General features: G+C 42.3%; 12 protein-coding genes. All 12 read left to right on the top strand.

All coding sequences use genetic code 11. From position 1 onward, the window contains the following. The 12 genes from DR864_RS16720 to DR864_RS16665 all read left to right on the top strand — a co-directional run bounded on the left by DR864_RS16720 (position 1) and on the right by DR864_RS16665 (position 15,733). Entirely contained in the window at positions 1-1,104 is a 1,104-nt protein-coding gene (locus DR864_RS16720) for a glycosyltransferase family 4 protein (RefSeq protein WP_114068058.1), read from the top strand. Next, positions 1,104-2,288 (top strand): glycosyltransferase family 4 protein, encoded by a 1,185-nt coding sequence (locus tag DR864_RS16715; RefSeq protein ID WP_114068057.1) that lies wholly within the window; start codon positions 1,104-1,106, stop codon positions 2,286-2,288. The genes DR864_RS16720 and DR864_RS16715 overlap by 1 nt, the downstream gene beginning before the upstream one ends. After that, the gene (locus DR864_RS16710; protein ID WP_162793896.1) at positions 2,288-4,339 is read left to right on the top strand and encodes an ArnT family glycosyltransferase; all 2,052 of its coding nucleotides are present in this window, start codon (positions 2,288-2,290) and stop codon (positions 4,337-4,339) included. Before DR864_RS16715 ends, DR864_RS16710 begins: the two co-directional genes overlap by 1 nt. A gap of 70 nt (positions 4,340-4,409) precedes the next feature. Further along, positions 4,410-5,381, top strand: a complete 972-nt coding sequence (locus DR864_RS16705) for a glycosyl transferase (protein ID WP_114068055.1) — start codon at positions 4,410-4,412, stop codon at positions 5,379-5,381. Then, the gene (locus DR864_RS16700) at positions 5,363-6,313 is read left to right on the top strand and encodes a hypothetical protein (RefSeq protein WP_114068054.1); all 951 of its coding nucleotides are present in this window, start codon (positions 5,363-5,365) and stop codon (positions 6,311-6,313) included. The genes DR864_RS16705 and DR864_RS16700 overlap by 19 nt, the downstream gene beginning before the upstream one ends. Positions 6,314-6,394: 81 nt before the next feature. Then, positions 6,395-7,510: a glycosyltransferase family 4 protein gene (locus DR864_RS16695; protein WP_114068053.1), complete on the top strand. Its 1,116-nt coding sequence runs from the start codon at positions 6,395-6,397 to the stop codon at positions 7,508-7,510. After that, positions 7,507-8,712, top strand: coding sequence for a glycosyltransferase (locus DR864_RS16690; protein ID WP_114068052.1), 1,206 nt, complete (start codon positions 7,507-7,509; stop codon positions 8,710-8,712). Before DR864_RS16695 ends, DR864_RS16690 begins: the two co-directional genes overlap by 4 nt. A gap of 87 nt (positions 8,713-8,799) precedes the next feature. Continuing rightward, positions 8,800-9,819: an acyltransferase family protein gene (locus tag DR864_RS16685; protein WP_114068051.1), complete on the top strand. Its 1,020-nt coding sequence runs from the start codon at positions 8,800-8,802 to the stop codon at positions 9,817-9,819. A gap of 77 nt (positions 9,820-9,896) precedes the next feature. Beyond that, positions 9,897-10,613, top strand: coding sequence for a glycosyltransferase family 2 protein (locus DR864_RS16680; protein ID WP_114068050.1), 717 nt, complete (start codon positions 9,897-9,899; stop codon positions 10,611-10,613). A gap of 11 nt (positions 10,614-10,624) precedes the next feature. Next, complete coding sequence (locus DR864_RS16675) at positions 10,625-11,923, top strand: hypothetical protein (protein ID WP_114068049.1); 1,299 nt, start codon at positions 10,625-10,627, stop codon at positions 11,921-11,923. Positions 11,924-11,943: 20 nt separating this feature from the next. Continuing rightward, the gene (locus DR864_RS16670) at positions 11,944-13,506 is read left to right on the top strand and encodes a hypothetical protein (RefSeq protein ID WP_114068048.1); all 1,563 of its coding nucleotides are present in this window, start codon (positions 11,944-11,946) and stop codon (positions 13,504-13,506) included. 289 nt (positions 13,507-13,795) lie between these two features. Next, positions 13,796-15,733: a galactose-binding domain-containing protein gene (locus DR864_RS16665; protein ID WP_114068047.1), complete on the top strand. Its 1,938-nt coding sequence runs from the start codon at positions 13,796-13,798 to the stop codon at positions 15,731-15,733. Positions 15,734-15,875 lie beyond the last annotated feature (142 nt).

The following is a 15,875-nucleotide window of genomic DNA, read 5'->3' as shown; positions in this document are numbered from 1 at the left end:
ATGAAAATTTTATTTTTTACCCCTACCGGCGCGCGGACAGGTTCGGAGATGGTACTTTGGTATCTGATTAAGCATCTGGCAGGAAGCGATATAAAAACGGCAGTTTATACGCGTCAGGCGGGAGAACTGTTTGCCAAGAACTCCCCAGCCGACGCTACCTATATTCATAAATTCCACCGAGGTTTACCTTATTATTCGGTAGAGGCGGTCTATCATCGGGTGTTCGGATTGACGCCAGAAGAGAGTTATATTAAGCGAATTCACCAAGAGTTTAAGCCAGATGTATGGTATTTCAATACCATCACGATGCCGCAGTTTGCGCGGTTGGCGCGTAAATTGAAGGTGCCGTATGTGGTACACGTGCATGAATTGCTAGAAACATTTGACACGCTCCGGGCCGATTCTTTTGCGGAAATGCTTACCTATGCGCAGACTACCCTCGGGTGCTCACAAATAGTGGTTGACCAACTTCAAAAAATGGGCGCTCCTAATCTCCACCTTCTACACTCATTTATTGATACCCAAAAAATAAATCTTCAAAAAGATCGGGCTCGCTTGCGGCAAGAACTAGGACTGCCAGCTGATGCTTTTGTGTGGTTGATGTCGGGTACGATGTGTATGCGTAAGGGCTATGATATGGTGCCCGATTTGCTGCAACACCTCCCCAAAAATGCGTATCTGGTGTGGCTGGGAAGTGGAAGTGAGTACGGCGTTTCTTATTATTTGGAAGAACGGGTAAAAAGGGAAGGCCTAAATTTTATTGCTTTAGGGGCCAAAGGCGGACAAGACTATTATGACTATCTCAACATCTGTGATGGTTTTGTGCTTACCTCCCGCGAGGACCCTTTCCCGTTGGTAATGATTGAATCGGCTTATTTACAAAAACCTGTAGTAGGATTTAACTCGGGCGGAATCAGCGAATTTGTACAGCCAGGAATGGGCGAAGTAGCCCCCGCGTTTGATATTCCCAAACTGGCCGACATCATGCAAAAAGTCATGAACGGTTCCATTGTTATTGATAAAAATGTGCTTCGCGAACGAGCATTAACGTTTGATGTAAATCGTCAATTGGATAATTGGCAAAAACTGTTGACGAAATTTTAATGAAAAAAATCCTCTTCATAAGCCACGATGCCAATCGTGCTGGCGGACAGATTGTATTGTTACAGTTGTTGCGACAACTCAAACAGCATAATTTGCCTATGCACCTGCTGCTTTGCAGCGATGGGCCGTTGGAAGAGGAATTCAGGTCGTTGGTTTCTACAACCCGTTTACCCCGATTGGGGGATGTTCACTTCAATCCTTTGGTTGAAAAACTCCTTTCTTTGCTTTCGTTGGATAATTGGGTAAAACAAAAAGTGTTGAAACGCCGTTGGCGGCGCTTTAAAGAGCTGTTTATGGCGCAGGACTTTGGGCTTGTTTTTGCCAATACCATCGGAGCCGCTGCGGCGTATCGGCAGTTGGATTTTATTTCTGCGCCTACTGTCCTCTTTGCGCATGAGCTGGAAATGTCAATCAAAAAATACAGCGACCCGCAGGACATGGCTTACCTTATGAGCCGTACCAATCACCTGATTGTGGTTTCGAGAGCGGTGGCGGCTTATTTTCAGAAAACATATTTATATCCTGAAAATCAAATAAGTACGTTTCAAATTATAGATACGCCGCTGATTCTTAAAAACATTGCAGAAGCAAAAAAAGTAAATATCCGTCAAAAGATGGGATTGCCCACCGAGGCTGTTTTGATTGGTGGATGCGGCCATGCCGAGTGGCGTAAAGGCAACGATATTTTTATGATGGTGGCGCAGCAGGTCATCACGCATTTTGGTAATAAACCCGTTTATTTTGTGTGGGTAGGAATGCCCGTTGAGTCTGAACTGTACGAAGTTCAACGCTTCGACGCCGAAAGAATGGGGTTGTCAGAACGTATTATCCACGTTGGACTTACCTCGGATGTGTTCCATTATTTAAGCCAATTTGACGTTTTTGCGCTTACCTCTCGCGAAGACCCGTACCCGTTGGTGGTCTTGGAGGCTGCTTTGGCCGAAAAACCGATTGTGTGTTTTGAAAAAGCGGGTGGTGCGCCCGAGCTGGTCGAAGAGGATGCGGGTTTTGTAGTTTCGTATCTAGACAGTGTCGCAATGAGCAATCGAATCATCGAACTGGTTGAAAATGATGCCTTGCGCTTAAAAATGGGACAAAATGCCAAACGCAAAGTCCTACAACGGCACCCTACCGACGAAAGCGTAGAAAAAGTGGTGCATATCATTCAAGGCCTATGCGAGTAATGTTTATCAAGTTTTTGGTGAGTATAGGAGCCTTGGTGTATGTTTCGACCGAGTTGCTTTCGGCATTCAATGTACTTACGCCCCTCTTCCTGTGGTTGTTCTGGCTATTGACGCTGGGCGTAGGATTTTATCTATTTTGGAGAAACCGACCGCATGATATTGCAGGCGCGCGCGTGTTGAGTCAACTTTCTGGTAGTGAGCAGATTTTATTGGTTTTATGTGGTGTCCTCATTGTTCTGCCGTTGCTTTTTTTGGCTATTTATGCGCCACCCAACAATGTGGACTCCAACAATTATCATCTTACGCGGGTGGTCTATTGGTTGCAAAACCACAATGTAAATCATTTCCCAACGATTCATGTACAGCAGTTGTATCACAATGTGATGTCTGAGTATTTCCTGCTTCATGTATTAGCGCTGAGTGGTCATGATTACTTTGTAAATGTGGTGCAATGGGGGGCTATGCTCGGAACAGTCGCCAGTGTGGGGGTAACTGCCAAACAGTTGGGGCTTAAACCTGGCGTACAAGTTTTGGTCAGTATTTTACAACTTACCTTACCCATCGGCATTTTAGAGGCTTCTACTACCCAAAATGATTACGTAGCGGTGTTCTTCTTTACTTGTTTCATGTATTTTGGGATAAAACTGCTGCAAGAATTCAGGTGGGAAGATGTTTGGTGGATGAGTATCTGTTTGGCGCTGGGCGGGTTTACGAAATACCCCGTTTTCTTTTATGCGTTCCCGTACTGCCTTTGGATTGGGATTCAAGTACTTCGAAAAAAAGGACTCAAAACCGCTGTTTCAACCTTTGGGATTGCGTTAGGGACTTTATTGTTGGTTTTTGCCCCTTTTTTTAGTCGAAATTACGCCTTGTTTGGGTCAATCTTAAGCCCAAAAATCGGTAGTTCCTTGTTTGTTGAAAACATTGCGGTTGAGAAATACTGCTTCACCTGTACACTGAGCAATGTTGCCAAAAACATTGGTTTGCATTTAGGTCTTCCCAGTGCGGGTTACAATGCGAAAATAGATGCCGTGATGGCGAAGTTTCATGCCTTGATTGGAGAGGACATCAACAATCCACAATTGTCGCTGGATAACTACCGGACGCAATTTGTGATTCAGGAAGATATGTCGGGAAATCTTTTGCTATTGATTGCCATTGGTATCGCGGCTATTTGGCTACTTTTTCAGAAAAAACAGGGTGTGTTTAAGGGGATATTGGTCTGTGCGGTGGTCGGTTTTGTTATTTTTTGCAGTTCGGCTAAATTTCAATTTTGGAGTTCAAGAACCCACATGCCAGTATTTGCGCAGGGAACCCTACTGGTTGGGCTTTTAGTGGCCAATTGGCCCGCAAAAGGGAGAGTCCTCTTTGGTTATTTCTTCGTTTTGACCGCAATACCCTATATTGTTGACAATTTTAACAAGCCTCTTTTCCCGATTAGGTATGCGTCAAAATACTGGCTGGGATACATTCCGCGCCACCTCTGTGTGCCGGTTGGTGCCAATGAAAATCAGTACCGGCAAGCGTTGGGAAGCTATTATAATTTTGCAAAACCAGAGCCTTGTTATCCTTTAAAACAGGATTTGCCCTACGCACAAAGGCAACAAATTGTGACAAAACTGAACGCGTTGGATTATTATAAACTGGAGAGCGAGCATATTTTTAAATACGAACGGGCGCATTACTTTTTTATCTGCGATAACGATTATCCCAATACCTATTACGATTTTAAGGAGCTTGCAAAACGCATTGAGCCTAGCTCAAAAGGGGTAGGGATGTTGTTGGAACAAAGCGTAGGGTTTTATCGCTACTGGAGCATTCTTCGGCCTCGAATGTCAGACGATTGGCAAATGAGATACATTGTTTTTGAAAAAGATTATTTGGCATTGCCCAATGCGCGTCAGATATTTGCGTACGATTATGTATTGAGTGACAATGAAAAATTCATTGACCGATACTTGCCCAAAACACAAATCGAGGCCATTTCTCGAACGGGTTCATTGGTATTGGTTAAATTAAAGAAACCATCGGTTCAATTGTATAATTATTAACTCTACCTCTTCGGCCGTTAACCATTACTAAGCCGAAAGACGAACAGGAGCCGTAACGTATATCACAGGAATGACTTTAGCTTTTACGCTTTGCTCTATCAATTATCTTGCCCAAGCCCGGACTCTTGGGGATTCTTTAAAGCGTACCAATCCACATATTCGCTTTGTTATTGGGCTGGTAGACCGTTTGGATACGGCGAATGTTCCAACCGATAAATTACCAGAGTTTGAACTGCTCGAACTACACCGTATTGGCATCGACGGGCTAGATGAAATGTGTGAACATTATAATATTACAGAGCTAAATACGGCCGTTAAACCCTATTTTTTTAGGTATTTTTTCGGTAAAGTTCCTCAGGTGAAAAACGTCATTTATTTTGACCCTGATATTATTGTTTATCAGCCGCTCGAAGAGTTGGAAGCATTACTCGAAAAAAATGACTTTGTCTTAACGCCTCATTTATCAACGCCTATTGAAGACCAACTCACACCCAATGAATTACATCACCTCAATACGGGTGTTTATAATCTTGGATTTATAGCCCTTCATAAAAGCCCAGAAGCCGTGGATTTTGTGAAGTGGTGGGAAGAAAAACTATTTGACGAGTGCAAGATAGACCTTTGTAATGGCCTTTTTGTGGACCAACATTGGGTCAACTTTGCCCCCGTGTTTTGGAACAATGTGCATGTAGAAAAGCATTCTGGTTGGAATGCGGCCTACTGGAATCTGCACGAACGTACATTTACAAAGGAAAACAAAGAACATTTTGTCAACGGCCAACCAGTCGTATTTTTCCATTACAGCGGCTACGACCCCGCTAAGCCGTCTGTTATTTCCAAATACCAAAACCGATTTACGTTTGAACAACGGCCGGATTTAAACCCGTTGTTTGACTATTATCGCGACGAATTATTACGTAATCATAATGCGTATTATCGGCAGTTTCCGTGCTATTATATCAAGTCTGAGCCGTTGTATAAGTACCAACGCATAAGGGCAATATTGAAAAAACCGTTTGAAAAATGGCTGGCAAGACTTTAATATTTACCGTTTGTACGGCAGAGCACTATCCTTTTGCGCAGGTGTTGGCTGATAGTCTTCCGAAGGAGTTTGCGTTTAAGGTAGGGATGGTGGGAGAGTCGGTGGTAGGTGATTTGAATGTGGTTCAATTTCGAGCATTACCGTTTGAGGTGATTCCTGAAATGCAGCAACGGTACGATACGTCGGCGCTTGTGGCTGCCGCCAAGCCTTTTTTTGCGAGTTATTTCTTGCAACAAAACGGAATCGAAAACGTCATTTATTTTGACCCAACCACATTCATTTACGGTGATTTTGGCGATATTCTCCAAAAATCAACCACTTATGATATTGTTCTAACGCCCCGGTTGACCCGAAAATTTGGAAAATCGACCTACGGAGACGAGAAAATGTTTCTCAATACTGGAATGTATGACAATGGTTTTTTTGTGGTACGTAAAAGCCAAAATACGTTTCGTTTTTTGGAGTGGTGGCAGCAACGACTCACCGACAGAGCCTATTTTGACGTGTGCAACGGCATGAATCATGACCAACTTTGGTTGAATTACGTCCCCATTCTTTTCGAGAACAGCTGCATTTATAAGCATATCGGCTGGAATGTAGGTTTGCAAAATTTACACGAACGCGTACTCACTTTCAAAGACAGTAAATGGGTTGTTAATCTAAGCGAACCCTTGGTTTTTTTTAATTTTAAAGAGTGTCTCGAAGAAGGAACCGAGGTAAAAAAGATGATAAAGGACTCGGGAGCGACTAAGTTGCTGAGTAGGTATAAAGAAAGCGTTAAGCAATATACTGCTATTATACCGCCTGTGTTCTCACTGCGAAAATCCCTTCATTCTTCGGATTCTGCCTTCAGAAGAGGGTTAAAGGATACGCTGAGGTCAATTGTGGATACGATTACTTATTTTCCGATTTACCATAAAATAAGTAAATAACCATTCAGATAGAGTTTTTTTGTACTTTTGCGGGAAATAACCGCAAATAGCGGCCGATTTATTATCTTTAATGAGTGCTGCATGAAAGTTCTTTATGACCACCAGACCTTTACCGGCACCCAGTATGGCGGTATTTCCCGGTATTTTTATGAGCTGATGAATGCCTTTGCGGGATGCCCGGACATTGAATTTGAACTAGCATTAAAATTTTCAAATAATGAATATCTTCGGGATGTAAACTACTCACATCCTGTTCGTTATCAACAATTTGCCAATAATCCCCGCGTCAATCAATTATTTTCCAGGCTCAATCGCCTCTACAGTTCTACCAAGCTGAGTCTGGGAAATTTCGATATTTTTCACCCTACGTACTATCATTCTTACTTCTTGGATAAGGTAGGAAAAAAACCAATGGTGCTGACTTTTCATGATGTATTGAGCGAAAAATACGGCAAAATGTTTCCAGTATTGGGTGAAGGGCTTTCGGATTTGAAACAACAGTTACTCAAACGCGCCGACATCGTTATTTCGGTTTCAGAAGCTACCAAACGAGGTATTTTGGAGTATTTTGACGTTGACGAAACCAAAATAAAAGTGGTTCCTTTAGGCAACTACCTTGATAAACCCATGCTTATCGGACAGAAAACGCTGACGCTACCTGAGCGTTACGTTTTGTTTGTCGGTAAACGAGATTATTACAAAAACTTCGATACTTTTCTGGCCGCAATGGCGCCCATTCTTCTCAAAGATAAAGATCTACATCTGGTGTGTGCGGGTGGGGGAAAATTTTCAAATGAAGAAATACGCCTCATAAATGAATCTGGAGTACAGAAGCAAGTCCTTTATCATCCCATTTTTGATGATACTACGCTGGTTCAGTTATATGAGCGGGCGCAGTTATTTGTGTTTCCGTCGTTGATGGAAGGTTTTGGTTTGCCTGTTTTGGAAGCAATGAGTTGTGGCTGCCCAGTGGCGGTGACTGTAGGAACCTCTTTTGATGAGATTGCGGACGAAGCAGGCGTTTATTTTGAAGCTGAAAGCAAAGATTCAATCAAAGAGGCCATCGAAAAGGTTATTTATAGTCAAACGCTTCAAGGGCAAATGCGCCAACGGGGCTACGAGCGCGTTCCGCTTTTTAAGGCAGAAACAACGGCTAAACAAACGCTTGAAGTGTATAAAGAATTGGTAAACGCATGATGCAACTCCCAGTACGCACCCTTATTTACGACCGAGACATCAGCGGGCATCATTTAGATTACTTGCAGTTTTTGGTGGAATATTTAAAAAAAATGCCCGAAGAAGTTCGGAGTCAGTTTGTGTTCGTTTTGCACGAAGGGGCTCGTGATCGATTTCGCGCGGATGAAGCGCTGGTGCAGTTTCATTACATAGATTCAGAACAGTTATCTTCTTTTTTAGCCCTGACAAGTGTATTGCGACGGGCGGCGGCCGAAATGCGCTATCTGACCGAGTTGATTCATAAATATAAGGTTGAGCGGCTGATTTTTATGCACATTGACGCCTTTCAATATGAGCTGGGAAGGACTTCGATAAGTAATTTGGGCGTGAAGTTTTCGGGGCTACTATTTTTGCCTTTCCGTAAATATTATGAAGACGACTCCACCCTAACTGACAAATTACGTCGTGAATGGCGAGGATGGAGAAAAGGATGGCAAATGCGGTGGATGCTTCGCAATCCCCAACTGGAACGTATTTTCTTCTTGAACGATAAACAGGGCGTTGAAGAATACAATGTACGTTTTGGCCCGCGATTTGAGCATTTGCCTGACCCAATTGACGTGGCGCAAATCACCACTACATCTGTTGTAGACTTAAAAAGAAAGTATGGTGTAGCGGAGGGGCGCCGAATTTTCTTGATATATGGACATTTATCAGCCCGCAAAAACGTTCCGACCATTCTGGCAGCGTTGCAGCGGTTGACTCATAAAGAGCGTAGCCAACTGACTATTTTGATTTGTGGTGAGCCTGAAAAAGGCTACGATACTACGCTTTTTGCGGCCATCAACGAAGCCGAAAAGAAATACCCAGAGGTATTGTTTGTCAAGCATTTTTACTTTTTTGCCCCTGCGGCTACCAATGAAGTCTTTAAAATAGCGGATATTGTCCTGGTTCCTTACATCAATTTTTTTAGTTCTAGTAATATTCTGGGCTTGGCGGCTAAGTACAGTAAGCCGCTGATTGCCTCTAAACTTGGGGTAATGGGTGTATTGGTCAGTCAATACCAACTGGGGATTACGGTTGCTCCTCACCGGGCCGAAGCTATTGCGGACGCCATGAGTAATTATTTATTACAAAAGAATCCCGTAATTGATGGAAGTAAATACCTTCAAGACTACCGTTCGGAGGTATTTTGTCAAAAGTTGCTGTTTTCGAAAGAATAGTTTTTTGAGAAAATTAAATTTCACTTTGAAATACAAAGTAAAAAAATCAACTTTGTAACACAAAGTGAATTGTACCTGTAATCAATTATGTCTAATAAAAAACAGCGATTAGCTACATTAGATACATTTAGGGGCATTGCAGCGTTGGCGGTCGTTCTTTTCCATCTTACGTTACATCAGGCCGAAGCTCCCGTTCATTTTTCATGGGGCGTGACTGGGGTTGATTTATTTTTTATTATCAGCGGTTTTGTGATTTACATGACGCTCAATAAAACCACCCGAGCTGTAGATTTTGTGTTTGCCCGTTTTTCGAGGCTGTATCCAGTGTATTGGGTCGCAGTTACATTGACTGCCAGTTGGATGCTCATCGGGAAATATTGGGGCTACAGTGACATCTCTTGGGGTGATTACTTGGCCAATATGACCATGTTTCAGCATTATTTTGGAGTGAGAGACTTGGATGAATCCTATTGGACGCTCATTGTTGAGATGCTTTTTTATGGACTGATGTTGTTGGCATTTTTGTTCAATAAAGTTAAAAACCTTGAATGGTACGGACTTGTGTTGGTTGTCATTCAAGCAATTGTTCATGGATGGGTCAGTGTTTCGTATCCTTATTTGTATACATCTATTCGTGAAGGCTTTCCGTTGATTAATCATTTTCAACTTTTTTGGGCGGGTATTCTTTATTATAAAATTTATACGGAAGGTTACAGATTGCAACGTGTTGCGGGCATTGTACTGGCTTATATCCTTACGTTATTCTTATTTGAAAAAACGGGTCGGAGTAATTTATTTTTAAGTTGGCCCGAATACATTGCCGTCAGTACGCTTTATTTCGGTAGTTTCTTTTTGTTTGTAAGTCAACGTTTGGAGTGGATTAATAACCGTATCACGCGGTTTTTGGGAACAATTTCGTACAGCCTTTACGTAATTCACCATTATTTTATGAATGGAGTTGTAACTTTACTGCGCGACAAACTGGGGTGGCAATTTGTGCCAGCGGCCTTTGTGGCGTTGATGGGTGCTTTGGTGCTAGCGGTGGGGATTACGTATGTGGTCGAAAAACCAGCGTTGAACTATCTACGACTACGTTATCGCTCTTAAAAAGTTGACTGACTGTATCTTGAGAATGAGTAGAAGACACTATTAAATCAGTGCAGAAATATTTAAAATAATTAATCGTGAGTTTAAAACTTAGCATTGTAATTCCAGCTTATAACGAAGAAAAAACGATTCAAACCGTTTTGAAAGCAGTAGCCTCTGTGGAGTTGATTGGTGGTTTTGAGAAAGAGATTATCGTTGTGAACGATTGCTCAAAAGATGAGACGGAAGCACAAATCTTTGCGTTTAAGGCAATGAATCCTAACGTGGAGATTTCTTATTTTAAGCATGAAGTAAATCAAGGAAAGGGTGCCGCCTTACATACGGGGATTCGTAGGGCACAGGGCAATTATGTGGTTATTCAGGATGCTGACTTAGAATATGACCCCAAAGAGTTTAATATTTTATTACAACCCATCGTGGACGGCCACGCCGATGTAGTATATGGTTCACGTTTTATGGGAGGCAAAGCGCACAGGATTTTATTTTTCTGGCATTCAATCGGAAACAAAATCCTGACGTTTTTAAGCAATATGTTCAGCAATTTGAATTTGACGGACATGGAAACTTGCTACAAGCTTTTCAGGATTGACTTGATTCAGGGGCTTGAATTGAACGAGAAACGGTTTGGTTTTGAGCCAGAAGTAACCGCCAAAATTTCGAAAATACCCAACATACGAATCTACGAAGTGGGTGTTTCGTACTATGGCCGAACCTATGCAGAAGGCAAGAAAATCAACTGGAAGGATGGTTTTCGGGCTATTTATTGCATTTTTAGATATGGATTATTCAAATAAGTGACGGAACAATGTGGGAGGAATTAAAATACTATCGCCAGGCGCTTGGGATTAACATGCTTTGGAATGCATATCCGATTGTTTTTATCGTTCGGGATGGTTTCGGTATTGGTCCTCAAGGAAGTACGTTTACTATATTGTATTGGGTAGTTGGGTTGGCATTGCTAATGCCTTTGAATATTTTCCGAACTGTATTTTTGCCTAATCAAACGCTTTTTGTTTGCTGGTTTAGCTTTTTGGTTTTGGGATGGGTGTATTGGAAATATTATCCAAGTCCCGCGGGTTCTCCAGAACGGCTTCGAGAAACATTGACTTACATCATACCAGTTGTGTTTCTTTTTGCGTCCATGTATTATCCCAATGATAAGGCCGATGTTGTGTTGAAAGTCATGGTCTTTTATACACTGGTTGCCAGTATCGGTCTTTTGTATAGTTTGACCAAAGACCCTCACTGGACGTTTGGGGAGCGCGCAGCCATTAAATTCGCTGCCAATACCCAAAATAGTAACCCACACGCCTATGCCAACAATGCGTTGTGTTCTATTCTCTCGGCATTGTTGGTTGCAGGGCGTACCAAAAACTGGATTTTCAAAATTTGTTATTTCTTAATTGCGATTTTTTCCCTTGGGGTGTTAATTCTGGCCCGGACTAATATGAGTTTGATTGGCTTAGGTGTCATGATTCTCATTTATGTTACGTTGCACGGTCGCGGTATGGTGGTATCTATATTTAAGCCGCGTGTGTTGGCTATTGCCGCCGTAGTGTACGGAATTGTTGCATTTTTACTTTCGCAGTTTCAGTTTGCGTCGTATGCGCTTGGAGTATATTTTAATACTTTTATGTCGCGCTTCGGGAGTGTTATTTATACCGTAACGGGCGTTGAAGTAGACCAAAAAACGGCATCGATTGACCATTCTTCGGTCAACAGGGTGTACAGCTTTAAATACGTTTTTGAAGTTTTTCTGGGAGAAGGTTCCCTCGGAACTATCTTATTTGGGGAAGGCTACAAAGCCCAGTTTTTTGATGTCCCAGCCATCGAAGCACTTGTAAATCAGGGTATATTGGGCTTTATTCTGTTTAACAGTTTCTTTGTGGTGATGGGTTTTACGGCCCTTCAGCAATTTTTTAGACCCGCCAACGATTTGTCTCTGTTTCTGGCCTATTTTTCAATCATTGTGCTTATTGCTCTGTTTTCAGGAGCACGTCCACAGGACCTCAGTATGTGGTTGGTGTATGTAATGTTTATCCGTTTTTTTGGCGTTTATTCAACACAAAAAGCCAAAAGCACTCTACAACCTCAACCCGCATAAGTTAAGTTTAAGATTGTTTCATGGCTTTGATTGAGAAAATACTTACGCGTCGTTCTTTACTAATCGGGGTATTGTTGTTGATGACAATGGCTGGGTATTGGGTTCCATTAGTGCTGGGAGAAGACCCGGGTTTTGGCCTCTCTGTTTGGAATGATATGCTGACTACGGGGCAATTCAATACATTTTTAATACCATCTCCTGAAAATATTGCCCAAAATCAATCCTTGTTTTTGACTTGGTGGAGCCCCGGTCAGTATATGGTACCAGGGGCACTAAGCGAATTGCTGAATATCTCGCCTGGAATGGCAAGCTTGTGGATAACACTGGCTTTTTCGGTGGCCGGGTTAATGGGGTGGTACTTCGTATATCAGCGGTTAGAATTTGATAAAACTACCATTGCGCTCGGGTTGTTTTTTATTGCTACTTCTCGGTTATTTACCATCAATTTTCTCAACTACACTGGGGGTGAATTGCTGCTATTTGGAAGTCAGCCTTGGACTATTTGGTGTTTCTTAAAATATCGCCGCCAACCTTTTGTCCTTTTTGGTGGGCTGTTGGTGTTGTCGTTGCTCTCTTTCTTCTTAAAAACGGCTTATACCATCGGCTTAGCCGCCTTGTGTGGTTGTGCAGGCATTGCTTTCCTAAATGATTTTAGAAAGCAAAAAAAACTCTTTATACCTGCATTTTGGACGGCTTTGGCCGTGGGATTGTGCATGGTTTTTTATTTGGCTCTTACTCAGTTGGGATTTATCAACCTCGGCACAAGCCCCATCACGAGCACTAACCAACCGTTTAATATTTCCTGGACGTCGTTTGAAACCCTTACCTATCCACTTACACACTGGTTAAGTATTGCTGAAATATACCCTCAGTTATTGCTCCGCACGGATTTTCCTGAATGGGGTCATGGCCTATATTATTCACTGATGGCGGTCAGTTTTCTGGGGTTAATATGGGTGATGAAACAATCTGGACATGCAGAAGCCCGCTGGTTGTTTTTAGGTTTTTATCTGGTTTATTGTGGTATATTTTTGTTACTTTACAACAAAGGCGCCGAAATTTCTGTAGAATACCGCCATACCAAAGTGGTGGCTTATTTGTTTTTGCCGTTGTTGTTGCGAGCATCGCGCCAGTCGCAGATTTCGGCTAAATGGGTGTTTGGGGCATTACTTATTCTAAACACTGGTTATGGACTTTCTACGTTTATCCTCAAAAAAGTTGAAATCCGTAATGAATCAGCGACGGGAAGCTCAGGTTTCGCATTAAGACACGCCGAAGAGCAGGATTTGGCGTTTATCCATACCGTTGATAAACCAGACAATATCCTCTATTTCACCTCTGGGTCACTCAACGTAGATGCCGTAAAGGCGCGGAAACTGGTGGGGAGCATTGATTTTAAATTTGCAAAAGGATGCGGTTTTTTGGCCGAAAAATACCATGGAAAAGCGGGAAAAATATACGCGTTTGTGCACGAAGCCTATCAACAAATTCCGACCAATCCCACGTTAGAAAGCCAATTTCCAGCTTATCGGTTTCGATTGGTGAAGCAGACTAAAAAGTTTAAAATCTATGAAGGGATATAACCGACGTTTACGGATATTGATTTGTGCTTGATAAAATTCGTATTGGTGGCCGTAAAACGGGTTGTTTTTTTGTATTAAACAGCATATATGCCGGTTTCTGCTATTTTGTTGCAGCGTTGTTAAATAATTTATAAAAGAAAAAACGGAAATTTAGAAACCCTCCTCAGATAACATCGGGCCACTATTATCGTTAGTTTAAGTAGCACTCTACTGTTTGACTTTTACTGCATGCTTACCCTCTTTGAGACTTCTTAAGAATTTTTACTCGTTTTTGAAAAGAGCTGGAAGCATGAAAAAAACACTTATTTACCTTCAGATTTTTCTATTCTCTTTGAGTTTTGCAGGATACGGGCAAGACAATAAGCGTTACTTGGCGATGTTAGTCCTTAATATCCAAGAAGATAATCAGTATGAATACTATGCTGATATGGTTCCAGGGGCAAAATCAATAGGGTGCAATTCGGTGTACATAACTGTACGGTGGGATATTACCAAATGTCCGTCATTTCAGTGTCTATCCAACCCAAATATTGCGTCAGAATGGCGACCCGTAGATAATGTTATTGCAAAGGCACTCCAACAGGGAATGGATAAGATTGCGCTACGAATCCATTTGGGTGCCAATAATGCCTACGGAATAAACCGGTCGGGGTTTATCTGGGGAGGAGAAGCAAATGAAATGCGGGACGCGGCCGGAAATGTGTACACCGACGGCTACAACGATAAAATGTTTAGCCTTGCCCACCAGCCTTCGGTAGAAAAAGCCAAAGCCTTTGTAACCGAAGTAACGCAACGCTACAAATACCTTCAGGAGCAAGGAAAGTTGTTATTTATCAGTGTTTCTATTACGTCAAATCAGGAAGGGGAATATCCGCACGGGTCTCTTTTTGACTATTCGTCGCACATGAAAAATGCGTTTAGTAACTGGCACTTAGCGCAGTATGGAACGGCAGCACAACCACCAACCAACCAAAACGATGAGGCGGGGAGGCGTTGGTATGTGTTTAGGCATTTAAAATTGAAAGAATTTCTTGACCAAATGGGGAATGCGGTCAAAGCGGTTGACTCAAATATAAAATTTGTGTTGGATATGGGATCGGTTTTTGACGGAGCTTCAAAAAACCGGGGAACAATAGGTTTTCAAAAGTTGAATTGCCGATTTGATGGGGTAAAAGTCAATGATGACATGTTTTATAATCACCGGTTTTCGATGGATTTGCTACGAACCAATGTTCCCAATAAATGGATTATGAATGAGATGTTTCCGCAAGGGACCACAACAGATAAAATTAATTTTCTAAAACAATCGTACGAACACGGAGCTAAATTTGTGACGTTGGTCATCGGCTCTCCCAACGCAATTAATGATTTTGCTCCTGCTACGCAAAGCTCAGAAATTCAGCAATTACTGACTACTCCCATGTCGCCGATCACTGCCACAAGCACGACGACGTACTCATTGCTAAGTATCCTTAATAACTCAGGGTATAATTTATCGTCGTATTCTCAACCCAAAAATATTGTTTTGAATGACGATATATTGCCGCAGTGCTCGCCCAATACCTGCAATTTTACGCTGGGCATTCATACGGATAACCCCAACCCAACCTGCGGTGCGGCGGTCACACTTTCGGCAAATTGCACGGGAGGGAATTGCGCTGGAGTAAGTTATAGTTGGAGCGGGAAGGGAGTCAATGGCAGTGAAAATTTTGTGAGTGTGAATGTTCCAGCGGCAAAAGGAAACTATACCTATACGCTAACTGCCACCAAAGAAGGATGTAATAGTCAGGCCGTAACAACTCTAAACGTGACGGAGTGCGGAGAAGAAAAGCTATGCGCAGTGAATAGAGTACGACTTAAATTTAGGGACGATTGTTGTCAAAATCATTTGGTTGGGGCGCAAATTCAAGGATCTTCCGATGGGGTGACTTGGGATAGTTTGTATACGATTTCTCAAAATGGAAATGGTACTTGGCAGGAGTTTACGATCAATAATCTGGCCGTTTACCCCCAAGTACGATTTGTGCCTAGCGAAAATGGAAATGGAGATCTTGCTGAAATAGAATTTTATCATGGAAGTAAAAAACTGACGGGTACCCCATTTGGAAGGGGCGGGAGCTTTATAAATGCGCTGGATGGCGATGAAAGTACACTATGGATTGCTCCCACGAGCAGAGTGGCAAATTTTCTTGGTTTGGTTTTGAAAGGTTGCGGAGGGGGCAGTTGAATCTAAAAGATGGATTCCTCAATAATAACCATTACTGAAATGAGAGTGACGACAATTTTGTCGCACTCTTATTTTTTTGACTACTGATTGATTCGTAGGTTTGTAAACAATATTGATGAAGAAAAGGCCCGAAATTAGGAAA

This window comes from Runella rosea, assembly GCF_003325355.1.
Taxonomy (GTDB): Bacteria; Bacteroidota; Bacteroidia; order Cytophagales; family Spirosomataceae; genus Runella; species Runella rosea.
Note: the sequence above shows the minus strand (reverse complement) of the source record. Positions and strands in the feature narration are given on the sequence as shown.

Bases quoted from the DNA above. Each gene is read 5' to 3' on its own strand.
- DR864_RS16665 (WP_114068047.1), top strand. From the start codon at position 13,796: ATGAAAAAAACACTTATTTACCTTCAGATTTTTCTATTCTCTTTGAGT.
- DR864_RS16695 (WP_114068053.1), top strand. From the start codon at position 6,395: ATGAAAGTTCTTTATGACCACCAGACCTTTACCGGCACCCAGTATGGC.
- DR864_RS16720 (WP_114068058.1), top strand. From the start codon at position 1: ATGAAAATTTTATTTTTTACCCCTACCGGCGCGCGGACAGGTTCGGAG.
- DR864_RS16700 (WP_114068054.1), top strand. From the start codon at position 5,363: ATGGCTGGCAAGACTTTAATATTTACCGTTTGTACGGCAGAGCACTAT.
- DR864_RS16715 (WP_114068057.1), top strand. From the start codon at position 1,104: ATGAAAAAAATCCTCTTCATAAGCCACGATGCCAATCGTGCTGGCGGA.
- DR864_RS16670 (WP_114068048.1), top strand. From the start codon at position 11,944: ATGGCTTTGATTGAGAAAATACTTACGCGTCGTTCTTTACTAATCGGG.
- DR864_RS16690 (WP_114068052.1), top strand. From the start codon at position 7,507: ATGATGCAACTCCCAGTACGCACCCTTATTTACGACCGAGACATCAGC.
- DR864_RS16685 (WP_114068051.1), top strand. From the start codon at position 8,800: ATGTCTAATAAAAAACAGCGATTAGCTACATTAGATACATTTAGGGGC.
- DR864_RS16705 (WP_114068055.1), top strand. From the start codon at position 4,410: ATGACTTTAGCTTTTACGCTTTGCTCTATCAATTATCTTGCCCAAGCC.
- DR864_RS16710 (WP_162793896.1), top strand. From the start codon at position 2,288: ATGTTTATCAAGTTTTTGGTGAGTATAGGAGCCTTGGTGTATGTTTCG.
- DR864_RS16675 (WP_114068049.1), top strand. From the start codon at position 10,625: ATGTGGGAGGAATTAAAATACTATCGCCAGGCGCTTGGGATTAACATG.